This is a genomic window from Actinomadura sp. NPDC049382 (assembly GCF_040677125.1).
GTDB classification, from domain to species: Bacteria; Actinomycetota; Actinomycetes; order Streptosporangiales; family Streptosporangiaceae; genus Spirillospora; species Spirillospora geliboluensis.
Map to the genome: position 1 here is coordinate 1 of NZ_JBFARO010000138.1, position 20,629 is coordinate 20,629.

At 72.5% G+C, this 20,629-nt stretch carries 19 protein-coding genes and 1 pseudogene; 10 read left to right on the forward strand and 10 right to left on the reverse strand.

The annotated features are described in order from the left end of the window. The 3 genes from AB0K34_RS40040 to AB0K34_RS40050 all read left to right on the forward strand — a co-directional run. Nucleotides 1–239 (forward strand): LysM domain-containing protein (locus tag AB0K34_RS40040; RefSeq protein WP_364553908.1); only part of this gene is annotated, 239 nt, incomplete at its 5' end. A gap of 401 nt (nucleotides 240–640) precedes the next feature. Beyond that, nucleotides 641–1,114 carry a transcriptional regulator NrdR gene (gene nrdR / locus AB0K34_RS40045; protein ID WP_089327490.1) on the forward strand — a complete coding sequence of 158 codons (474 nt, stop codon included), beginning with the start codon at nucleotides 641–643 and terminating at the stop codon, nucleotides 1,112–1,114. A 118-nt stretch (nucleotides 1,115–1,232) separates the two neighbouring features. After that, the gene (locus AB0K34_RS40050) at nucleotides 1,233–4,043 is read left to right on the forward strand and encodes a vitamin B12-dependent ribonucleotide reductase (RefSeq protein ID WP_364553910.1); all 2,811 of its coding nucleotides are present in this window, start codon (nucleotides 1,233–1,235) and stop codon (nucleotides 4,041–4,043) included. A gap of 229 nt (nucleotides 4,044–4,272) precedes the next feature. Here AB0K34_RS40050 and AB0K34_RS40055 read toward each other — a convergent pair whose 3' ends face one another. Next, nucleotides 4,273–4,992: a DoxX family protein gene (locus tag AB0K34_RS40055; RefSeq protein ID WP_364553912.1), complete on the reverse strand. Its 720-nt coding sequence runs from the start codon at nucleotides 4,990–4,992 to the stop codon at nucleotides 4,273–4,275. A gap of 134 nt (nucleotides 4,993–5,126) precedes the next feature. On the opposite strand from AB0K34_RS40055, the gene AB0K34_RS40060 reads away from it, so the two are divergent. After that, nucleotides 5,127–5,588 carry an OsmC family protein gene (locus AB0K34_RS40060; RefSeq protein ID WP_138642100.1) on the forward strand — a complete coding sequence of 154 codons (462 nt, stop codon included), beginning with the start codon at nucleotides 5,127–5,129 and terminating at the stop codon, nucleotides 5,586–5,588. 34 nt (nucleotides 5,589–5,622) lie between these two features. On the opposite strand, the gene AB0K34_RS40065 is transcribed toward AB0K34_RS40060, so the two are convergent. After that, complete coding sequence (locus AB0K34_RS40065; RefSeq protein ID WP_364553914.1) at nucleotides 5,623–6,588, reverse strand: pirin family protein; 966 nt, start codon at nucleotides 6,586–6,588, stop codon at nucleotides 5,623–5,625. A gap of 103 nt (nucleotides 6,589–6,691) precedes the next feature. On the opposite strand from AB0K34_RS40065, the gene AB0K34_RS40070 reads away from it, so the two are divergent. The 3 genes from AB0K34_RS40070 to AB0K34_RS40080 all read left to right on the forward strand — a co-directional run bounded on the left by AB0K34_RS40070 (nucleotide 6,692) and on the right by AB0K34_RS40080 (nucleotide 10,096). Continuing rightward, the gene (locus tag AB0K34_RS40070; RefSeq protein WP_364553916.1) at nucleotides 6,692–7,741 is read left to right on the forward strand and encodes a biotin/lipoate A/B protein ligase family protein; all 1,050 of its coding nucleotides are present in this window, start codon (nucleotides 6,692–6,694) and stop codon (nucleotides 7,739–7,741) included. 119 nt (nucleotides 7,742–7,860) lie between these two features. Beyond that, the gene (locus AB0K34_RS40075; protein WP_364553918.1) at nucleotides 7,861–9,336 is read left to right on the forward strand and encodes a TerD family protein; all 1,476 of its coding nucleotides are present in this window, start codon (nucleotides 7,861–7,863) and stop codon (nucleotides 9,334–9,336) included. Nucleotides 9,337–9,436: 100 nt separating this feature from the next. Then, the gene (locus AB0K34_RS40080; RefSeq protein WP_364553920.1) at nucleotides 9,437–10,096 is read left to right on the forward strand and encodes a nitroreductase family protein; all 660 of its coding nucleotides are present in this window, start codon (nucleotides 9,437–9,439) and stop codon (nucleotides 10,094–10,096) included. 7 nt (nucleotides 10,097–10,103) lie between these two features. Here AB0K34_RS40080 and AB0K34_RS40085 read toward each other — a convergent pair whose 3' ends face one another. The 3 genes from AB0K34_RS40085 to AB0K34_RS40095 form a co-directional block, all read right to left on the reverse strand. Beyond that, nucleotides 10,104–10,736: an endonuclease gene (locus AB0K34_RS40085; protein WP_364553922.1), complete on the reverse strand. Its 633-nt coding sequence runs from the start codon at nucleotides 10,734–10,736 to the stop codon at nucleotides 10,104–10,106. Between the two features lie 84 nt (nucleotides 10,737–10,820). After that, nucleotides 10,821–11,516 carry a ribonuclease HII gene (locus AB0K34_RS40090; protein WP_364553938.1) on the reverse strand — a complete coding sequence of 232 codons (696 nt, stop codon included), beginning with the start codon at nucleotides 11,514–11,516 and terminating at the stop codon, nucleotides 10,821–10,823. A gap of 105 nt (nucleotides 11,517–11,621) precedes the next feature. Beyond that, nucleotides 11,622–12,530: a haloalkane dehalogenase gene (locus AB0K34_RS40095; protein WP_364553924.1), complete on the reverse strand. Its 909-nt coding sequence runs from the start codon at nucleotides 12,528–12,530 to the stop codon at nucleotides 11,622–11,624. A gap of 233 nt (nucleotides 12,531–12,763) precedes the next feature. Here AB0K34_RS40095 and AB0K34_RS40100 point away from each other — a divergent pair, with 233 nt between their 5' ends. Genes AB0K34_RS40100 through AB0K34_RS40110 form a run of 3 tightly spaced genes read left to right on the forward strand, consistent with a single transcriptional unit; the run spans nucleotide 12,764 to nucleotide 17,194 of the window. Continuing rightward, the gene (locus AB0K34_RS40100) at nucleotides 12,764–15,319 is read left to right on the forward strand and encodes an AAA family ATPase (RefSeq protein ID WP_364553926.1); all 2,556 of its coding nucleotides are present in this window, start codon (nucleotides 12,764–12,766) and stop codon (nucleotides 15,317–15,319) included. A gap of 44 nt (nucleotides 15,320–15,363) precedes the next feature. Further along, nucleotides 15,364–16,449: a winged helix DNA-binding domain-containing protein gene (locus AB0K34_RS40105; protein WP_364553928.1), complete on the forward strand. Its 1,086-nt coding sequence runs from the start codon at nucleotides 15,364–15,366 to the stop codon at nucleotides 16,447–16,449. A gap of 49 nt (nucleotides 16,450–16,498) precedes the next feature. Continuing rightward, entirely contained in the window at nucleotides 16,499–17,194 is a 696-nt protein-coding gene (locus AB0K34_RS40110) for a histidine phosphatase family protein (protein ID WP_138640033.1), read from the forward strand. Nucleotides 17,195–17,230: 36 nt separating this feature from the next. Here AB0K34_RS40110 and AB0K34_RS40115 read toward each other — a convergent pair whose 3' ends face one another. The 5 genes and pseudogenes from AB0K34_RS40115 to AB0K34_RS40135 all read right to left on the reverse strand — a co-directional run. Beyond that, nucleotides 17,231–18,079, reverse strand: coding sequence for a biotin-dependent carboxyltransferase family protein (locus tag AB0K34_RS40115; RefSeq protein ID WP_364553930.1), 849 nt, complete (start codon nucleotides 18,077–18,079; stop codon nucleotides 17,231–17,233). Next, nucleotides 18,076–18,690, reverse strand: coding sequence for a 5-oxoprolinase subunit PxpB (gene pxpB / locus AB0K34_RS40120; RefSeq protein ID WP_364553932.1), 615 nt, complete (start codon nucleotides 18,688–18,690; stop codon nucleotides 18,076–18,078). Before pxpB ends, AB0K34_RS40115 begins: the two co-directional genes overlap by 4 nt. After that, complete coding sequence (locus AB0K34_RS40125; protein WP_364553934.1) at nucleotides 18,687–19,439, reverse strand: 5-oxoprolinase subunit PxpA; 753 nt, start codon at nucleotides 19,437–19,439, stop codon at nucleotides 18,687–18,689. Before AB0K34_RS40125 ends, pxpB begins: the two co-directional genes overlap by 4 nt. Before the next feature lie 55 nt (nucleotides 19,440–19,494). Further along, nucleotides 19,495–19,863 carry a hypothetical protein gene (locus AB0K34_RS40130; protein ID WP_364553936.1) on the reverse strand — a complete coding sequence of 123 codons (369 nt, stop codon included), beginning with the start codon at nucleotides 19,861–19,863 and terminating at the stop codon, nucleotides 19,495–19,497. Next, a pseudogene (locus tag AB0K34_RS40135) lies at nucleotides 19,860–20,629 on the reverse strand (hypothetical protein); the annotation flags it as partial. The pseudogene AB0K34_RS40135 and the gene AB0K34_RS40130, both read right to left, overlap by 4 nt.

Below are 20,629 nucleotides of genomic sequence, written 5' to 3' on the forward strand. Positions count from 1 at the left end.
GCGGGCCCCCCCCCGGCCCCCGCCCCGGCCCCGGCGCCGGCGAAGGCGACCGCGGCGGCCCGTCCGGCCCGCCGCGCACCGTGGTCGTCGGGCCCGGCGACACGCTGTGGGGCATCGCGTCCGCCGCCGACCCCGGCGCCGACCCGCGGCGGACCGTGGACCGCATCATGGACCTCAATGGCCTGCGCGGCGACCCCGTCGTCCGGCCCGGCCAAGAAATCCGCCTCCCCGCCGGCTGACGCGCCTTCGCACCCGCGCCCAGGGGCGTGCGGGTGGGTGTGGTCCGATGGGGGCGGCTCGTGGTCGCCGGGGGCGTGTTGCGGGTGGGGCTCGGGGGAGTGGGGCGGCTACCTGCCCGGACGTTCGGCGGGGTGGGGGTTTCCGGGGCCGCGGGGCCTCCGACCAGGCGTTCTGTGATCGCCGTGGACGCTGGGTGACGACACGCCCGGGACGAAATCGGGGAGGCGGGAGGTGACCTGCGCGGACGCGCCGGATGTGACGTGCGAGGCTCCCGATCAGGTTGCGAAGCCCTGCGTCGAGCCGTACGGTTGACCACAACATCTAGTAGTCACATCGATGTAGTTCCCTATATATGGCGATCACATCGGTGTAACTCGTTTACGTCAGGGAGGTATCGAGCGTGCACTGCCCGTTCTGCCGCAACCCTGACACCAAAGTGATCGACAGCCGTTCCACCGATGACGGGGCCGCCATTCGGCGGCGCCGGTCGTGCGCGGAATGCGGCAAGCGATTCACCACGCAGGAGAATGTGCTCGTCATGGTGGCCAAGCGCAGCGGGGTCACCGAGCCGTTCTCCCGAGAAAAGATCATCGCCGGGGTGCGCAGGGCCTGCCAGGGCCGTCCGGTCGACGAGGATGCGCTCGCGAAGCTGGGGCAGCGGGTCGAAGAGGCGATCAGATCGTCCGGATCCGCGGAAATCCCCTCGCACGAGGTCGGCCTCGCGATTCTGGGGCCACTGCGCGAACTCGACGAGGTCGCGTATCTGCGATTCGCCTCGGTCTACCGGAGCTTCGAGTCGCTGGACGACTTCGCCAAGGAGATCGAAGCACTGCGGAAGGCCGGTTCCTCGGGGGAGCCCGGCCCGCCCCGGTAGGGGCGGTCACGGCATCCACAAAGCACAGTGAAAGCGCCTCCGCGCGGGCATGGTCCGTGCGGTGGCGGGGTTGTTCCTGAACAGGGTCCGGCGGGAGGGCCCGAGAAGGGGGAAGGTCATGACGGAGACGGTGAGCGGCTCGGCGGCACGGCGCGGCAAGGGGGGCCGCAAAGGGCTGAAGGTCGAGCGCATCTTCACCACGCCCGGCGTGCACCCGTACGACGAGATGCGCTGGGAGCGTCGTGACGTCGTCATGACCAACTGGCGCGACGGCTCGGTGAACTTCGAGCAGCGCGGCGTCGAGTTCCCCGACTTCTGGTCGCTGAACGCGGTCAACATCGTCACGTCCAAGTACTTCCGCGGCGCGGTCGGCACCCCGCAGCGGGAATGGAGCCTGAAGCAGCTCGTCGACCGGGTCGTCCGCGGCTATGTGGAGACCGGCCTGCGGGAGGGCTACTTCGCCTCCGAGGAGGACGCCGAGATCTTCGACCACGAGCTGAAGTACGCGCTGGTCCACCAGCTCTTCAGCTTCAACTCGCCGGTCTGGTTCAACGTGGGCACCAAGTCGCCGCAGCAGGTGAGCGCGTGCTTCATCCTGTCGGTGGACGACACGATGGAGTCCATCCTCGACTGGTACAAGGAAGAGGGCGTCATCTTCAAGGGCGGCTCCGGCGCCGGCCTGAACCTGTCCCGCATCCGCTCCAGCAAGGAGCTGCTCTCCTCCGGCGGTACCGCCAGCGGCCCCGTCTCCTTCATGCGCGGCGCCGACGCCTCCGCCGGGACGATCAAGTCCGGGGGCGCGACCCGCCGCGCCGCGAAGATGGTCGTGCTGGACGTCGACCACCCCGACATCGAGGAGTTCATCGAGACCAAGGCGCGCGAGGAGGACAAGATCCGCGCGCTGCGGGACGCCGGGTTCGACATGGACCTCGGCGGCAAGGACATCGGCTCCGTCCAGTACCAGAACGCCAACAACTCCGTCCGGGTCTCCGACGAGTTCATGCAGGCCGTCGAGTCCGGCGGCGAGTTCGGGCTGCGCGCCCGGATGACCGGCGAGGTCGTCTCGACCGTCAAGGCCAAGGAGCTGTTCCGGCTGATGGCGAAGGCGGCGTGGGAGTGCGCCGACCCCGGCATCCAGTACGACGACACGATCAACGACTGGCACACCAACCCCGAGACGGGCCGCATCACCGCGTCCAACCCGTGCTCGGAGTACATGAGCCTGGACAACTCGTCCTGCAACCTCGCCAGCATCAACCTGCTGAAGTTCCTCACCGACGCGGGCACGTTCGACGTCGCGAAGTTCGTGAAGCTCACCGAGCTGATCATCACGGCGATGGACATCTCCATCACGTTCGCCGACTTCCCGACCGAGAAGATCGCCGAGACGACCCGCGACTACCGGCAGCTCGGCATCGGCTACGCCAACCTCGGCGCGCTGCTGATGGCGACCGGGCACGCCTACGACTCCGAGGGCGGCCGGTCCCTCGCCGCGGCGATCACGTCGCTGATGACGGGCGTCGCCTACCGCCGGTCCGCCGAGATCGCCGGCGTCGTCGGCCCGTACGCCGGCTACGCGCGCAACGCCGAGGCGCACAAGCGCGTCATGCGCAAGCACGCCGCCGCCAACGACGGCATCCGCACGCTGGACGAGATGGACAAGACCATCCACGCCGCAGCCGCCAAGCAGTGGGCGGACTGCCTCAAGGCCGGCGAGAAGCACGGCTACCGCAACGCCCAGGCCAGCCTCCTCGCGCCGACCGGCACGATCGGCCTGATGATGGACTGCGACACCACCGGCATCGAGCCCGACCTCGCGCTGATGAAGTTCAAGAAGCTCGTCGGCGGCGGGTCCATGCAGATCGTCAACCACACGGTGCCGCGCGCCCTGGAGCAGCTCGGCTACCAGCAGGAGCAGATCGAGGCGATCGTCGAGTACATCGCCGAGCACGGCCACGTGGTGGACGCGCCCGGCCTGCGCCCCGAGCACTACGAGGTGTTCGACTGCGCGATGGGCGAGCGGGCGATCAGCCCGATGGGGCACGTCCGGATGATGGCGGCCGTCCAGCCGTTCCTGTCCGGCGCGATCTCCAAGACGGTCAACATGCCGGAGCAGGCCACCATCGAGGACATCGAGAAGGTGTACTTCGAGGGCTGGCGGCTCGGCCTGAAGGCCCTCGCGATCTACCGCGACAACTGCAAGGTCGGCCAGCCGCTGTCGGCCGCCGGCAAGAAGGACAAGGACAAGGCGGAGCCGGCCGAGGCGCTGGCGCCGCGCCCGGTCCGGCGGCGGCTGCCGAAGCAGCGCCCCGCGACCGTCACCCGGTTCTCCGTCGCGGGCGCCGAGGGCTACATGACCGCCTCGTCCTACCCGGACGACGGTGTCGGCGAGGTCTTCCTCAAGCTCGGCAAGCAGGGCTCCACGCTCGCCGGCGTGATGGACGCCTTCTCCATGGCGATCTCCATCAGCCTGCAGTACGGCGTCCCGCTGGAGACGTGGGTGGAGAAGTTCACCAACATGCGGTTCGAGCCCGCCGGGATGACCGACGACCCCGACATCCGCATGGCGACCTCGGTGATGGACTACATCTTCCGCCGCCTGGCGCTGGACCACCTCCCGTACGAGGAGCGCGCGGGCCTCGGCATCTTCACCGCCGAGGAGCGCGCGATGCAGGCCAACGGCGAGGACCCGGCGGCCCTGCACGCCGAGGACGAGGTCGACCACGAGTCGCTCGCCCAGTCCGCCGCGATCACCCGTCCGGCGGTGCCGGCCCCGGCCGCCGAGGCGCACTCGTCGGTGGAGGCGATCGAGAGCCGCCAGGGCCGCACTGCCGACGCGCCGCTCTGCCTCACCTGCGGCACGAAGATGCGCCCGGCCGGCAGCTGCTACGTCTGCGAAGGCTGCGGCTCCACCAGCGGCTGCAGCTGATCAGGGCCGATATCGGCTGAATGACGCGTAGTCGGAGCGGGGTACCGGGGATGCCCGGTACCCCGCTCTGGTCTGTGCGTGGTCGGGCTCTGCGCGTGTCATAGGGCGTTCTCGCTCGTCGCGGTCGTCGCCTGGGCCACGGATCGGGTGCCCGAGGACCGCGCGAGCGGATCCCGGCCGTCCTGTTCGACGGGCTCCGGCCCGCCGGGCGACGTTGATCGCGTCCGTGTCAGGGGGACGTCTTGTCGTCGCCCGCCGGGGGCTTGATCGGCTGGGTCGTCGAGGCGCGGCGGCGGTGGGACGCCTTGCGGCGGCCCGCCACCAGGACGTCGTCGCCCGGGTCGTCGGCCGGCTTGTTCTGGGCCGCCGGGGGCTCGGTCGCGGACGGCTCGGTCGCGGCGGGCGGGTCGGAGGCGCGGGGCTTCGGGGTGCGGCGGGGCTTCTTCGGGGGCTTCAGCTCGGCCTGGCGGAGCGATTCCACGAAGCTCGCCGCGTCGTCCTCGTCGTCGTCGGCCGCGGCGCCCCGCAGGCGCTTGCCGATCACCCACTGGTCGAGGGTGAGGCGGCCGCCGCCGCCCGCGGCGAACACCAGGCTCGCCATGCCGAGGGCGAGGACGAGTTCGTAGCCGTTCCGGGCGGCTCCCTCGTCCACCATGAACAGGCCCTGGTCGGCGTGGACGAAGACGAACGCGCCCGCCATGTCGAGGAACAGCAGGGCGCCGGTGACCGGGAGGCCGAGCCCGACGATCAGCGCGGCCCCGCCGAGGAGCTCGACGAACGCGGAGTAGACGGCGGCGGCGGTGGGCAGCGGCACGCCGAGGCCGTCGAACGTGCGGCCGGTCGCGGTGATGCCCGCTTCGATCTTCTGCCAGCCGTGCGCCATGAACACGATGCCGACGCCGAGCCGCGCGAGGGCTGCCACGACGTCGTAGAACGGCCGAGAGCGCATGCCGTCGACTCCTTAGACACGGGGATGGGCCCGGTTTGCCGGAGAGTATGACGGCATGCCGGGAGATATCGCGAACGCCGCAGGTGAGACGATCACGTGGCAGGGCGCGGGATGCGATCGAGCGGGAGGCCGGGATGAAGAGCCACGAGTACGAAGTGTCGGTGACGTGGACGGGCGACACCGGGTCGGGGACGAGTTCGTACCGCGCCTACGAGCGGGCGCACGAGGTCGCGGCGGCGGGCAAGCCGCCGATCGCGGGCAGCGCCGACCCCGCCTTCCGCGGGGACCCGTCGCGGTGGAACCCGGAGGAGATGCTCGTCGCCTCCCTCTCGCAGTGCCACATGCTGTGGTTCCTCCACCTGTGCGCCGTGGAGAAGATCGTGGTGACCGGCTACGAGGACCGGGCGCGCGGCACCATGACCGAGACGCCGGACGGCGGCGGACGGTTCGCCGAGGTCGTCCTGCGCCCCCGGACGACCCTGGCCGACCCCGCGCAGGCCGGACGGGCCGCCGAGCTGCACGAGCGCGCCAACGAGCTGTGCTTCATCGCGAACTCGGTCAACTTCCCCGTCCGCCACGAGCCCGAGTTCGGGTAGAGCCCGGGCCCCAGCCGCAGTGCCGCGGGGCCGCTCAGCGGGTGCGGCCGCGCGGCTTCAGGCGGGTCGGGGGCATCTCGGGGGCCGGCAGCCGGTCGCCGTGGTAGCCCTCGACCGTGCCGAACCGGTCGCCGGTCATCCAGTCCTCCCGCGCCTGGGCGATCTCCTCGCCGGCCCGCGCGACGAAGTTCCACCACATCACGAGCTTCTCCTCGAACGGCTCGCCGCCGAGCAGGAGGAAGGAGCCCGGTTCGTCGGCGCGGACCCGCAGCTCGCGGCGCCCGCAGCCGAGGTAGAGCATGGAGCCGGGCTCCAGGCGCTCGCTGTCGACCTCTAGGCGGCCGGACATGGTGAGCGCCGCGTACTCGAAGTCCGGATCGACCGGGACGCGCACGTCGGCGCCGTCGTCCAGGGTGATGTCCGCGCCCATGATGGGGGTGAACGTCGTTCCGGGGGAGGCGGCTCCGTCGAGTTCGCCCAGCAGGACCTTGGCGGTGAAGCCAGGCGCGGTCACCACCGGGAGGTCGGCGTGGAACTCCCACTTGGGGTCGGTGTGCCGGTGCCCGTCCGGTAGCGCGACCCACAGCTGCGCGCCGTGCAGGATCGGCGAGTGCGCGCGCGGGGACTCCTCCGAGTGCGCGATGGCCCGGCCGGCGGTCATCAGCCCGAGCTGCTTCGGACGGATCGTCTGCAGGCTGCCGAGGCTGTCGCGGTGCAGCACCTCACCGCCGTGGAGCCAGCTCACCGTCTGCAGCCCGATGTGCGGATGCGGCGGCACCTGCATGCCGGGCTCGTCGGTGATGTCGTCCGGCCCGTAGTGGTCGACGAAGCACCACGCGCCCACCATGCGCCGTCCCAGGCTGGGCAGCAGCCTGCGGACGACCGTGCTCTCGCCCAGCGGAACCCGCCTCGGCGGCAGCAGCTCGTGCACGGGCCGCGCCGTCACCTCGTCGCGCCCGCCCGTCTGCACCGGCTTAGGCCGGACATCGAGATTGCTCACCGGAACCGTCCCCTCCCGCAAACCGTCCCTTAACGATGCCCTACGCGCCGCGCGGTTGAACCTGTGGAATTGGGCACCAGTGCACTGGGTTCTCCTGTATGTGATGCACGGTGAGTACAAGGTTCCCGGCGGCAAGCTCGTGGTCGCCGATGTCGACGTCGTTGACGGGCTCCTGCGCGCCCCCAGGATCAGCGGCGATTTCTTCCTCGAACCGGACGAGGCCCTGGACGCGATCAACGCCGTCCTGGACGGGCTGCCCGCCGGGCTGGACGCCAGGGCGATCGGCGTCCGCGTCCAGGCGGGGCTTCCGCGCGACACGGTGATGCTCGGCCTCACCGCCGAGGCCGTGGGCATCGCGGTGCGGCGCGCGGTGGCGCGGGCGTCCGACTGGCGCGACCACGACTGGCGGCTGATCCACGAACCGCCGCAGGAGCCCGCCCTGCACATGGCGATCGACCAGGTGCTCGCCGAGGAGGTCGGCGCGGGCCGCCGCCCGCCGACGCTGCGGGTGTGGGAGTGGGCGTCGCCCGCCGTGGTCATCGGGAGCTTCCAGTCGCTGCGCAACGAGGTCGACGCGGAGGCGGCGCGGGAGCACGGGGTGGACGTGGTGCGCCGCATCAGCGGCGGCGGCGCGATGTTCATCGAGCCCGGCAACACCATCACGTACTCGCTGTACGCGCCGGAGACGCTGGTCGCGGGCATGTCGTTCGCGGAGAGCTACGCGTTCCTGGACGACTGGGTGCTGGGCGCGCTCGGCGAAGTCGGCATCAGGGCCTGGTACCAGCCGCTGAACGACATCACGTCCGACAACGGCAAGATCGCCGGCGCGGCGCAGAAGCGGCTCGTGTCCGGCGCGGTGCTGCACCACGTGACGATGGCCTACGACATCGACGCCGAGAAGATGCTGAAGGTGCTGCGGATCGGCCGGGAGAAGGTGTCCGACAAGGGCATCGCCAGCGCGGTGAAGCGGGTGGACCCGCTGCGGCGGCAGACCGGGCTGCCCCGCGAGGAGATCATCGACCGCATGATCGCGCACTTCCGGGGACGGTACGGGCTGACCCCCGACCGGGTCGGCGAGGACGAGATGCGGCTCGCCCGCAAGTACGTCACCGACAAGTTCAGCACCTCCGAGTGGACCGCGCGCGTCCCGTGACGCGCGGCGCGGCGGCGGAACCCTGGGCGCCCGCCGTGCGTCCTCCTCTCAGGGCAGGTCGCGGGGCTGATGCGGCACGCCATAGGTTGGTCACCGTCGGCCGATGATGAGGAGCGTTCATGTCGATGCAGAAGGGTGCCAACACCGCGGTGCCCGTCCCCTCGGTGCGGGTCGAGCTGGGCTGGCAGGCCGGTCCCGGCGTGCCGGACGCGGACGCGTCGGCGCTCCTGGTGACCGAGAGCGGCCGCGTGCGCTCGGACGACGACTTCGTGTTCTACAACCAGCCGGCGCACGGCTCCGGCGCCGTCCGGCACGACGGCAAGCAGCAGGGGCCGACGGTGCTGGACGTCCTGTCGGTCGACCTGAACCGGGTCGAGCCCGCCATCGACAAGATCGTCATCGCGGCGTCCTCCGACGGCGGGACGTTCGGCCAGTTCCAGGGCCTGTACGTGCGCATCGTGGACGCGGCGGGCGGCGCGGAGGTCGCCCGGTTCGACAGCCAGGGCGCGACGTCGGAGACGGCGTTCGTCCTCGGCGAGCTGTACCGGCGGCAGGGCGCGTGGAAGTTCCGCGCGGTCGGCCAGGGCTACGACTCGGGCCTCGCCGGCCTGGCCACCGACTACGGCATCTCGGTCGACGACCCCGGCCAGGCGGCGCCCCCGCCGCCGGCCCCGCCCCAGCCCGCGCAGCCGCAGGCGCCGGCGCAGCCGCAGTACGCGCCGCCGCCGCCTCCGCCCGGCGGCCAGTACGTCCCGCCTCCGCCCGGCGGCCAGTACACGCCGCCGCCCCCTCCCGGCCAGTACGCGCCACCCCCGCCTCCCGGGCAGTACGCGCCGCCTCCGCCTCCGCCCGCCCCGGGCCAGTACGCGCCCCCGCCTCCTCCGGGGGGCCAGTACGCGCCGCCTCCGCCCGGCCAGTACGCGCCTCCGCCCCCGCCCGCCGGGGCGGCGCCGCAGCAGCAGGGCGGCAAGATCTCCCTGACGAAGAACGCGCCGTCGGTGTCGCTCACCAAGCACGGTGCGACCGGCGGCCACATGCGCGTCAACCTCAACTGGACCGCCCGTGAGGGCGTCGCCAAGGGGCGCCTCGGCAAGCGCCGCCGCGGCGTCGACCTCGACCTCGACCTGTGCTGCCTCTGGGAGCTGCAGGACGGCCGCAAGGGCATCATCCACGCGATCGGCGACATGGGCGCCCTGGAGCGCGCGCCGTTCATCAAGCTCGACAAGGACGACCGCACCGGCGCCATCGAGTCGGGCGAGAACCTCCACATCAACCTCGACCACACCAAGGACTTCAAGCGCATCCTGGTGTTCGCCGAGATCTACGACGGCGCCGACGACTTCCGCGGCCTGGACGCGATCGCCACGCTGTTCCCGGTGGGCGCGCCGCCGATCGACATGCGGATGGACGACTGCGTGGACGCCTCCCGCGACGCCGTCCTGGCGCTCATCGAGAACGTGAACGGCGAGCTGGTCGTCCGCCGCGAGGGACGCTTCATCCTGCCGCCGCCCGGCCGCCCGCGCTGGGGGAAGATGGCCGTCGACCAGGCCTACGCCTGGAACCTGGAGTGGGTCGCCTCCCGCGGCAAGGACTGAGTCCGCCCGCCGCGGGGGCGCATGTGGTCGGAACGGGTCCGGAACGTTGGCTGATGCTGCCGATTGTGCCGGGCCCGCCGGCGGCGGTAGGAACGATCACATGAGCACTCAGCCCTATCCGGTCGTTCCCGCGCCCCGTTTCGACGTTCCGGCGGTGGAGGCGGCGCGGCGCGCCGAGGCGTTCGCCGACACGATGGCGCTGCGCCGCACGGTGCGGGACTTCTCCTCGCGCCCGGTGCCGCCGGACGTCGTCGAGCACGCGATCCGTGCCGCGGCGACGGCGCCGAGCGGCGCGAACCTGCAGCCGTGGCGGTTCGTCGTCATCACCGACGCCGAGCGCAAGAAGCGGCTCCGGGAGGCGGCGGAGCGGGAGGAGCGCGAGTTCTACGAGCGGCGCGCGTCCCAGGAGTGGCTGGACGCGCTGGCGCCGCTGGGCACCGACTGGCGCAAACCGTTCCTGGAGGACGCGCCGGCGGTCATCGTCGTCTTCGAAGTGCACAAGGGGCCGGACACGCCTCGTCCTTACTACGTCAAGGAGTCCGTTGGCATCGCGGTGGGGTTGCTTTTGGCCGGGCTGCACCAGGCCGGGTTGGCGACCCTCACGCATACGCCGAGCCCCATGCGCTTCTTGAACGAGGTGTGCGAGCGTCCGCAGGAGGAGCGCGCGTACGTCGTGATCCCCGTCGGCTACCCGGCGGACGACGCGATGGTGCCCGACATCACCCGCAAGCCGGTGGACGAGGTCATCGTGCGCCTCTGACCGGCGCTCACGCGGCCTTGAGGTGGTCCGCGAGCTTCTTGTCGTGGGCCACCCGCACCAGGGCGGCGGTGAAGCGGGCCAGATCCTTGTCGGTGACCTTCTCGGCGAGCTCGCCGGGGTCGGTGGGCAGCCCGATCCGTTCGGCGCCCTTCTTCACCTGGTCGTCGATGTGGGGGCGCAGCCACGGCCAGATGGCCTGGGCCTCGCGGCAGAAGATGTCCACGCCGGTGGGGCCGACGCCGGGGAACTCCTGGAGCAGGTCGGCGGCCTTCTTCGGGTCGCGCTCGGCCGCGATGGCGAGGCGCCTCAGGTCGCCCTTGTACTTGTCCTGGACGAGGTCGGCGGTGTCGCCGAGGCGGGACGCGGTGCTCTCGTCGTAGCGGACGTAGTGGCCGCGTCCGAGCGCGTCCACCCGCTCCTGCCACGACATCCGGGCCATCCCGCGGGCGGTTCCGCCGCCGGCCTCGAACAATTCGCGGGCGGCGGACACCGCGATCTCGGACGAGATGCGCGCGCTCAGCAGGTTGGCCAGGACGAGCAGCTTGAACAGCGCGGCCGGCTGGTCCTTCAGCGTGATGCCCGCCTCTTCGGCGAACGTCTGGCCGGACTCGCGCAGCAGGTTCTTCACAACGGCATCCATGGCATGTACCTCCCGTGGATGGCGCTTACCCGGCCGGACGGGGATGACTCCTGGACGGTGCCCGTGCAGGGGTCGGTACGGGCGTCACAGAAGGCTGAGCTGGCCTTCCCCTGCGAGCGGGTCACGGTGCTTCTTCAGGTGCCGCCAGCGGGGGAGGTCGTCCAGGTACGACCATGACATCCGGTGGTGCGGTGTGGGGCCGTGCTCCTCCAGCGCCTTCTGGTGGACGGGCGACGGGTAGCCCGCGCTGTCCGCGAACCCGTAACCGGGGAACTCGCCGTCCAGCTCCGCCATCAGCCGGTCACGGTGGACCTTCGCCAGGACGGACGCTGCCGCGACCGTGACCGATCTTTGGTCGGCCTTGACCTCGCACCGGACGCGCCAGGGGCGGCCCAGGAAGTCGTGCTTGCCGTCGAGGAGGACGATGTCGGGCCGTTCGGGCAGCGCCTCCAGCGCGCGGACGGCGGCGCGCCGCAGCGCCTCCGTCATGCCGACCTCGTCGATCTCCTCGGGAGGCGACGCGCCGATCGCGTGCCCCGCGAGCCAGCCCGGCAGCAGGTCGGCGAACGACTCGCGGTGCGCCTCGGTGAGCAGTTTCGAGTCGGTCAGCGCGATGGTCTTCTTGCCCCGGCCGGGCACGGCCGGCGGCGGGCTGAGGTCGGTGACGGCGGCGCACACCACGACGGGGCCCGCCCATGCGCCGCGCCCGACCTCGTCCACCCCGGCGATCCGGAGCGGCCCGTCCTTGCCGGACGGTGCGGCGCGGAGCTCGTCCTCGATCTCGTAACCCGCGACGCGCGGGATCCCGCGCGGACCGTGCGGGCCGTCGCCGGGGGCGGGGTCGAATCCGGGCAGGGCGCCGGTGGGGTCGGTCAAGGAGGCTCCTCAGGAATGCATGAACGCCGCGATCGCGTGGCCGAGCCGTTCCCCGTCGTCCTCCTGGAGGAAGTGGCCCGCGCCGTCGATCGTAGGGTGCTCGACGCCCTGCGCGCCCGGAACCAGCTGCTTGAACAGCGGTGCCATCGCCCCGGTGATGGGGTCCTTGTCGCTGAAGGCCACCAGGAACGGCTTGTCCCACGCGCGCAGGACGTCCCACGCGTCGCGGTTAGGCTGCGCCTCGGGGTCGTCGGGTTCGGCCGGGACGAGGGCGGGCATGGCGCGCGGCCCCGCCTTGTACGACTCGTCCGGGAAGGGCGCGTCGTAGGCGGCGCGCACGTCGTCGGCCAGCGCCGTGCGGCATCCGGCGGCGATGTTGCGGGCGATGTCGAACTCGGGTGCGGTCCGGACGGACTGGCGAAATTTCAGCCAAGTCTCCGGCATCGGGAAATCGCCCGTGGGAAGCCCGGTGTTGGCGACGACGACACGGGAGAAGCGGTCCGGGCGGGCGGTCACCAGGCGCAGGCCGATGAGGCCGCCCCAGTCCTGACCGACGAGAGTCACGTCCTGGAGGCCGAGGGCGTCGAACACCAGCGCGCGCGTCCACTCGATGTGGCGGGCGTAGGTGTGGTCGGTCATCTCGGCGGGCTTGTCGGAGCGGCCGAAACCGACCAGGTCGGGCACGACCACGCGCAGCCCTGCGTCCGCCAAGACCCACATGACGCGGCGGTAGAGGAACGACCAGCTCGGTTCACCGTGCAGGCACAGCACTACGGGACCGTCGGACGGGCCCGCCTCGACGTAGGCCATCCGCAGGGTTCCGTCACCGTCCTGGGCCGGGACGTCCGCGTAGCGGGGCTCGTAAGGGAAGTCGGGGAGTTGCGTGAAGCGTTCTTCTGGCGTGCGCAGGATCCGCATGGGCCTCATCATGGCAGCGCCGCCGCGCCTGGTCTCGGCGGTACGCACGCGCTGCGGCGTTACGAATTCGGCCGGTGTCGGCTGAAGAATCAGACCCGCACTTTTGGACAGTACAAATGTCCTGGTCTCGGTACCGAGGTGCGTTCGGCCGCGCCCAGGCAGGCCGTACGAGAGGCAACGTTCCCCGCACGGGGAGTCCCGTTCCGGGCGGTCCTGCGCTTTACTCGCTCTTGATGGCTTTGTTCGGCAGGTCTCGCTCCCGCCCGGCGAAGGACGCCGCGGCGCGGGATCTTTTCGAGCGCCTGCGGGTGCGCTACTTCCAGATCACCCCCGGGCTGCGGTTCCTGGGCGGCCTGCTGCTGATGGCTCTGGTCCTGGCCGGCACCGTCCTGCTGGAGGGGCCGGTCCTTGGCGTGGCGGTGGGCGCGATCGTGCTGCTGGTCGTCGTCCACCTGACGCTGCGTTCGCCCACGGGCATGGCGGTCATCGCGGTCATCGCGTCCTGGCTCGCGCTGTTGGTTCCCTTGGGCAGGCTTTACCCGGACGGCGAGCACCCTGCGTACCTGAGCCCCACGCTGCTTCTGGCGGTGCTCGCCGTGCCCGTCGCGGTGGTCGCCTTCCGCCTGCGCGGGTACACGCCCTGGCGCACGACCCTGCTCACGCTGGCCGCCGCAGGGGCGGCCACGGCGGCGGTAGCCCAGCCGCTGCCGGAGGCGAGCGCGGCGCCGGGCTGGGCCGCCGCCCTGGCCGTCCTCGCCTACCGCTGGGACCGGGCCCGCCGCACGGTGCCCGCCGAGGCCTACGAGACCGGCTGGGTCCAGGAACAGGCGAGCTCGGAGGGGGACGCCATGCCGCCCGCCCCGCGCAAGAACCCGTCCACTCCGGACAAGCCCGACAAGAAGGACCGGCCGAGCAGGCCCGACCGCCGTGCACCGGCGGACGACCCCGCCGCGGCCGCGCAACCGGCCGCACAGGCCGCCGCGCAGGCCGCCGAGGCCGCACCGGCCCCGGAGCGGCAGGCGCCGCCGGAGCGCCGCACGGACGCCGCGCCGGACATCTCCGTCGCCGACGCGCTCGCCGAGCTGGAGAACATGATCGGGCTGGAGCCGGTCAAGCGGCAGGTCCGCTCCATCGCCGCGTCCATCGAGGCGGCGCACCTGCGCGCCGCCGCCGGCGTCCCCACCGAGAAGCCGATGCGGCACTTCGTCTTCGTCGGCCCGCCGGGCACCGGCAAGACGACCGTCGCGCGCGTCCTCGCCAAGATCTTCTACGCGTTCGGGCTGCTGCCGGAGCCCGCCCTCGTCGAGGCCCAGCGCGCCGACCTCGTCGGCGAGTTCCTCGGCGCCACGGCGCTCAAGACCAACCGGCTCGTCGACTCCGCCCTCGGCGGCGTCCTGTTCATCGACGAGGCGTACGGCCTGGTCAACTCCGCCGAGGGGCAGCCCGACCGCTTCGGCGACGAGGCCGTCCAGACGCTGCTCAAGCGGGCCGAGGACGACCGCGACAACCTGGTCGTCATCCTCGCCGGCTACGACGCGCAGATGGCCGAGTTCCTCGACTCCAACCCCGGCCTGGCCTCGCGTTTCGGCACGCGCGTGCACTTCCCGTCCTACCGGCCGTCGGAGCTGCTGCGGATCGCCGACTACCACACCGGGCTCCGCGAGGACCGGCTCGACCCGGAGGCCCGGCGGCGGCTCGCCGCGCGCTTCGAGGAGGTCGAGCGGCGCGGCATCATCGACGAACTGGGCAACGGACGGTTCGTCCGGTCGCTGACTGAGGCGGCGGCGCGCGCGCGGGACGTCCGTGTCGTGGACGCGGCCTCCGCGTCCGCCGCGCCCGCCCGACCCAGCGCCGACGACCTGGTCACCCTCCGCGCGGAGGACGTGGAGACCGCGTTCGCCGAGGTCACCGAGCGGTACCGCGGCTACGCCGAGACGCCCACGCTGGACGAGGCGCTCGGCTCGCTCGACGCGATGATCGGGCTCGAACCGGTGAAGCGGCAGGTCCGGGAGATCGCCGCCCAGCTCCAGGTGGCGCGGATGCGGCAGGAGCAGGGCCTCGTCACCCGCCCGCCGACCCGCCACTTCGTCTTCACCGGCCCGCCCGGGACCGGCAAGACCACCGTGGCGCGCGTGCTCGGCCGCATCTTCGCCGCGGCCGGGCTCCTCGCGCGTCCCGAGGTGGTCGAGGCCCAGCGCGCCGACCTCGTCGGGGAGCACCTCGGCGCGACGGCCCTCAAGACGAACAAGGTCGTCGATTCGGCGCTCGGCGGAGTCCTGTTCGTCGACGAGGCGTACGCGCTGAGCAACCCCGGCTACGGCGGCGGCGACGCGTTCGGCGCCGAGGCGGTGCAGACCCTGCTCAAGCGCGCCGAGGACGACCGCGACCGGCTCGTCGTCGTCCTCGCCGGCTACGACGCCGACATGGACCGGTTCCTGGCGTCCAACCCGGGGCTCGCCTCGCGGTTCGACGTGCGCGTGGAGTTCCCCTCCTACGGGCCGGACGAGCTGCTCCGCATCGCCCAGCTCATCGCGGAGCAGGGCGGCGACCGCTGGGACGACGGCGCCCTGGACGACCTCGCCCTCGTCTTCCAGCGCGTCTGCGGCACGGGCCGGATCGACGAGTTCGGCAACGGCCGCTTCGCCCGCTCCATCTACGAGAAGGCGTGCGCGTGCCGGGCGCTGCGCGCGGCGGAGCTCGGCGACCGCGCCACCGCCGACGACCTCACGCTCCTCACCCCCGCCGACGTGCGCAACGCGTTCGCCGACCTCGCCCACCGCCTGGCATGAGGTAGACGGACGGTTCTGTCCGCGGCCTGCGATGTAATCGGGGCATGACAGCGGTGACGTGGGCCCAGGTTCTCGCCTGGCGGATGCGGCGGCAGTACATCGAGCCCCAGGGCGAGGCGTCGGCGGTGGACGTCGCACGCCGGCTGGCGGGCGTCCAGGCGCAGGTGGCGTCGGCCGCGGAACTCGCCGTCGCGCTGCGGCAGCGGAACCCTGAACGAGGCGCAGTGGCCAAGGCGCTCCTGGACGAGCGGACCCTCGTCAAGACGTGGGCCATGCGCGGCACCCTGCATCTCCTGCCCGCCGATGTGGCCGCCGCCTACCTCGCGCTGTGCTCCACTACCCGCCATTGGGAGAAGCCCAGTTGGCAGAAGACTTTCGGTGCCACGCCCGCCGACCTGGAGGCTCTCGCAGAGGCGGCCACTGCCGCGCTGGCCGGCGGTGAGGTGCTGACACGGGAGGAACTGTCCGAAGCCGTCATCGACAAGACCGGCTCACGGCATCTCGCCGAAGTGCTGGGGTCGGGCTGGGGCGTCCTGCTCAAGCCCCTGGCGTGGTGGGGCGTGCTGTGCCACGGCCCGGCGCAGGGTACCCGCGTCACGTTCGCCGCACCGGAACGATGGCTGCCGGGCTGGACGGGCCTCCCGCCGCTGGACGAAGCCGCCCGGACCGTCGTCCACGCCTACCTCGCCGCGCACGGGCCGGCGACACCCGAGATGTTCGACAACTGGCTCATGCGCAAGGCGAGCCGCAAGAAGGACGTCAAGAGCTGGTTCGCCGCAGCGGAGGACGGCCTGTCCACGGTGGAGGTGGACGGCGTCCAGATGTTCGTACTGGCCGAGCACCGCGACGAACTGCTCGCCACCGAGCCCAGCACGTCGGTCCGGCTGCTGGGTGCGTTCGACCAGTACGTCCTAGGGGCGGGCACAGGGGCGACCTACCTGGTCCCGGCGGAGCATCGCGGCAAGGTGAGCCGCACGGCCGGCTGGATCTCCCCGGTGGTCCTGCATGAGGGCCGCGTGGCGGGCGTATGGGAGGTGCAGGACGGCGATGTGGCCGTGACCGCCTTCGAAGACGTCCCGCCTGGGCCGCTCAAGGAGGAGATCGGCCGCGTGGGTCCGTTGGTCTCCTGAACAGGGCCGGACGCAGGGCACGCTGCGGCGATCGTCTAGGGTGCCGTTCGTGGACGAGCGGGAGGAGCCGGTCGAGTACCGGCAGACGCGGTACAAGGCGCCCGACGGCGCGACCGAGATTCTTCTGGTCAGGCACGGCGCGTCGGCACCGGCGCGCGCCGACCGGTCGTTCCCCCTCGTGGACGGCCACGCCGACCCGGAACTGGCCCCCGAAGGGCGCGAGCAGGCCGAGCGCGTCGGCGAGCGCCTCGCGGAGGAGAAGCTCGACGCCCTCTACGTGACGTCCCTGCGCCGCACGGCGGAGACGGCGGCGCCCCTGGCGCGCCGCCTCGGCCTGGAGCCGCGCGTCGAGGCGGGCCTGCGCGAGGTCCACCTCGGGGAGTGGGAGGGCGGCCTGTTCCGCCAGAAGGTCGCCGAGAACGACCCGGTGGCGCAGCGGATGTTCGCGGAGGAGCGCTGGGACGTCATCCCCGGCGCGGAATCCGGCGCCGCCTTCGCCGCGCGCGTCGAGGAGAGCCTCACCCGCCTCGCGGCGGCGCACGCCGGCGGCCGGATCGCGGTGTTCACCCACGGCGGCGTCATCGCGCAGGCGCTCGCCGCCGCGACCGGCGCCCGGCCGTTCGCGTTCCTCGCCCCCGACAACGCCTCGATCTCCCTGCTGGTGCGCCTCGGGGACCTGACGTCCGTCCGCGGCTTCAACGACGTCTCCCACCTGGACTGGTCCGCCCCGGCCCCGCTGACCTAGCCTCTGGCTCGCTGACCTAGCCCTGAGCAGGGCGGTCTAGAGGCGGAAGCGGACCTGCTGGCCCGGACGGAGTTGAGCCGCGTCCGGGACGCCGTCCGAGGCGAGCACCGCGATCACCGGGTAGCCGCCGGTGGGCGGATGGTCGGCCAGGAAGATGATGGGCAGCCCGCTGGGCGGCACCTGGACCGACCCCGTGACCATCCCCTCGCTGCCCAGTTCGCCGTCGCGCGCGCGGACGAGGGGAGGCCCGTCCAACCGGATCCCTACGCGGTTGCTGTCCGGCGACACCGTGTAGGGCGTGGACGTCAGCGCGGCCAGCGCGTCGTCGGTGAACCAGTCGTCGCGCGGACCGGGCAGTACCCGGAGCACGGGTGTGTCCGGCATGGCCGGTGCTGGAGCGACGTCCACGCCGATGTCGGCGAGGCCCTCGGCGGCGCCGACTGGTAGTTGGTCTCCCGGCGAAAGCGGGGCCGGGCCGAGGCCCGAGAGAAGGTCGGTCGACCGGCTTCCAAGGACCCGATCGACGGCGACACCACCGCGCACGGCGACATAGCTGCGGAGCCCTGACGAAGGTGGGCCGACCTCTACCGTTCCGCCGTCCGGTACGAAGCACGGTGCGTTCGTGCCGTGGGCGCGGTCGCCGATGAGGACGGGCGCAGGGGCGCCCGTGACCGCGATCCAGGCGCGCCTGTGGAAGCGCAGTGCGGCGCTGCCGAAGGTGAGTTCGACGCCCGCCGCCCCCTCGGGGTTGCCGACGAGCCGGTTGGCGAGCCGCAGCGCGCGCTCGTCGGCCGCCCCGGACCGCGGGACGCCGAGATGGGCGCGGCCGGGCCGGCCGAGATCCTGCACGGTCGCCAGCGGACCGGGCCGCACGACCTCGATCAAGAACGCTCCTCGGGGACGAAGCGGACGCGCGTGCCCGGCCGGAGCAGCGACGGCGGGTCGCGCGTGACGTCCCACAGCCGCAGCCCGCTGTGCCCGAGCAGCCGCCACCCGCCCGGCGACCGGGACGGGTAGACCGCCGCGTACGGTCCCGCGATCGCCACCGACCCGGCTGGGACCGCCGTCCGCGGCGACTCCCGGCGCGCCACGTGCAGCGCCGGGTCGAGGCCCGTCAGGTAGCCGAAGCCGGGGGAGAAGCCGAGGTAGGCGACCGTGTAGGCGCTTCCGGCATGCCGCCGGACGACCTCCTCCCGAGACAGCCCGGTGAGGCGGGCGACCTCGTCGAGGTCCTCGCCGTCGTAGACCACGGGGATCTCCACCGGGGCGGCGTCGCCCTCCACGTCGTCGGGCAGCGGCAGGTGCGGGAGGCGCGCCGCGAGGCGGTCCAGGTCGGCCGACGGGTCGGCCATCACGAGGACGGTCTGCTCGCCGGGCACCACATCGACGACGCCCGGCGGCGGGTCGTCCCGGAGGGCGGCGTTGAGGCGGTGGGCGGTGGCCAGGTCGCCGGTCTCCACGAGCAGGGCCGCGTCACCCGCCCGCAGCACCTTCACGCGAACGACTCCAGCGCGACGCCCGCGCCGGACAGCGCCGACCGGACGGACTGAGCGAGGGACACCGCCCCCGGTGTGTCGCCGTGTACGCAGATGGAACGGGCCTTGAGGGAGACCTCACTGCCGTCGACCGCGATGACGGTTCCGTCCACGGCCATCCTGACCGCGCGCTGCACGACGGCGTCTTCGTCATGGACGACGGCACCCGGCTCACGGCGGGACACCAGCCCGCCGGACGGCGTGTAGGCGCGGTCGGCGAAGCACTCCGCGACCACGGTCAGCCCTTCGGCGACCCCGTGCACCGCAGAGCCGGGGAGGGTCAGCAGCGGCAGCGAAGGGTCGTACGCCCGGACGGCCTCCGCCACCGCGCCCGCCTGCACGGGGTCGCGGCTGACGCGGTTGTAGAGCGCGCCGTGCGGCTTCACGTAGGCCACACGCCCGCCTTCCGCGCGCGCGATGCCGTCCAAGGCGGCGATCTGGTACAGCACCTCGGCGGTCAGTTCGGGCGCGGCCACGTCCATCTCGCGGCGCCCGAAACCGGCCAGGTCCCGGTACGACACCTGCGCGCCGATCGTCACCCCGCGCGCCACGGCGGCGGCGCACACCCGCCGCATGATCAGCGGGTCGCCCGCATGGAACCCGCACGCCACGTTCGCGCTCGTGATCACGTCGAGCAGCGCCAGGTCGTCGCCCAGCTCCCAGATGCCGAACCCCTCGCCGAGGTCGGCGTTGATGTCGATGACCGCCATGTCCAAGACCTACCACCGATCCCGCGTCACTGACCGAGCGCACCCGCCGCCGGGCTCAGACGGGCTCCTCGTGCAGGTCCTCGACCTCGTGCCGGGACGCCCACGCCTGGTACACGCCGCGGTCGAACAGCTCCAGCCCGAGACCCTCCGCCACGGGGGCCTTACCGCCGCAGTACTCCACCCGGAGCCAGCCGTCATGCTCGCCGAGCACCACGAAGGGTTCGCCGCGCCACGTGCAGTGCGTGGTCACGTACTGCAGGCGGTCGACGTCGGCCAGGGGCACCACCTGGACGAACCGGTCCGGTGAGACCTGGCGGAAGCCGTCCGTGTGCCTCGTCGTGTACAGCCGCACCTGCTCGCCGTCGGGACTGGCCTCGTACTCGCCGCCGCGCCAGCTCGCGTAGAACCCGTGCCGGATGCTCATCCCCGCCCTCCCGGCAGCTTCACCAGCCACCTGCGCAGATCGGCGTCGTACCCCGCGACCAGGGTCTCGGCGCCGCGCGCGTCCAGCCGGTACAGCCCGGCGCCGTGCGGCAGCCGCTGGCTCTCGATCTTGAACTCCGGGATGGCCGGGCCCTCGCCGGGCGCGTACCCCGACCCGGGGAACGGCGCCCGCTCGATCACCCAGCCGCCCGGGATGATGCCCATGCTCCACTCGTCGATCCCGCCGAGGGGGCGCCGGAACAGCGCCGGCTTCACCGCCGGCCACCGGATCATGAAGACCTGCTCGTCCGCGTGCGTGAAGGGCGACCCCTCGTACACGAGCCCGAGCGCCCGGATCATCGCGGCGGGGGACCGGATCTCCCGCACGTCCTGCAGGCGGTGGACGTAACCGGCGACGAGGTCGTAGCCGCCCTCCAGGTAGTGCTGCACATGCTCGGGCCGTACGACCTTCTGCATCATCACCACCTGGGACGGAGCGTCGGGGGACGCGTCCTTTCCGGCCTGTGGTGCGGCAGGGGCCTCCTCCTGCGTGAGGACGGGCTCAGGCTTGGGAGCGGGCTCTGGCTCGGGGGCGGGTTCGTCCCGGCGTCCCTTGCCCTGGCCGTAGAGCGGCGCGACTGGGAGGCCGTGCGGGTCGCTCGGCGTCTCGCGTGTCGGCGATATCGGCGGGGCCGGCGGCCGGGCGACCGGCTGGGCGGCGGGGGGCGGCGGCGCGGCGGCCGCCGCGGGGCGCTGCGCGGGCGCCG

Excerpts from the sequence above, each read along its gene's own strand:
- AB0K34_RS40130 (WP_364553936.1), bottom strand. The coding sequence starts at position 19,863 with ATGAGCATCCGGCACGGGTTCTACGCGAGCTGGCGCGGCGGCGAGTAC.
- AB0K34_RS40070 (WP_364553916.1), top strand. The coding sequence starts at position 6,692 with ATGCACGGTGAGTACAAGGTTCCCGGCGGCAAGCTCGTGGTCGCCGAT.
- AB0K34_RS40050 (WP_364553910.1), top strand. The coding sequence starts at position 1,233 with ATGACGGAGACGGTGAGCGGCTCGGCGGCACGGCGCGGCAAGGGGGGC.
- AB0K34_RS40100 (WP_364553926.1), top strand. The coding sequence starts at position 12,764 with ATGGCTTTGTTCGGCAGGTCTCGCTCCCGCCCGGCGAAGGACGCCGCG.
- AB0K34_RS40125 (WP_364553934.1), bottom strand. The coding sequence starts at position 19,439 with ATGGCGGTCATCGACATCAACGCCGACCTCGGCGAGGGGTTCGGCATC.
- AB0K34_RS40085 (WP_364553922.1), bottom strand. The coding sequence starts at position 10,736 with ATGGATGCCGTTGTGAAGAACCTGCTGCGCGAGTCCGGCCAGACGTTC.
- AB0K34_RS40055 (WP_364553912.1), bottom strand. The coding sequence starts at position 4,992 with ATGCGCTCTCGGCCGTTCTACGACGTCGTGGCAGCCCTCGCGCGGCTC.
- AB0K34_RS40095 (WP_364553924.1), bottom strand. The coding sequence starts at position 12,530 with ATGCGGATCCTGCGCACGCCAGAAGAACGCTTCACGCAACTCCCCGAC.
- AB0K34_RS40080 (WP_364553920.1), top strand. The coding sequence starts at position 9,437 with ATGAGCACTCAGCCCTATCCGGTCGTTCCCGCGCCCCGTTTCGACGTT.
- AB0K34_RS40075 (WP_364553918.1), top strand. The coding sequence starts at position 7,861 with ATGTCGATGCAGAAGGGTGCCAACACCGCGGTGCCCGTCCCCTCGGTG.
- AB0K34_RS40060 (WP_138642100.1), top strand. The coding sequence starts at position 5,127 with ATGAAGAGCCACGAGTACGAAGTGTCGGTGACGTGGACGGGCGACACC.
- AB0K34_RS40105 (WP_364553928.1), top strand. The coding sequence starts at position 15,364 with ATGACAGCGGTGACGTGGGCCCAGGTTCTCGCCTGGCGGATGCGGCGG.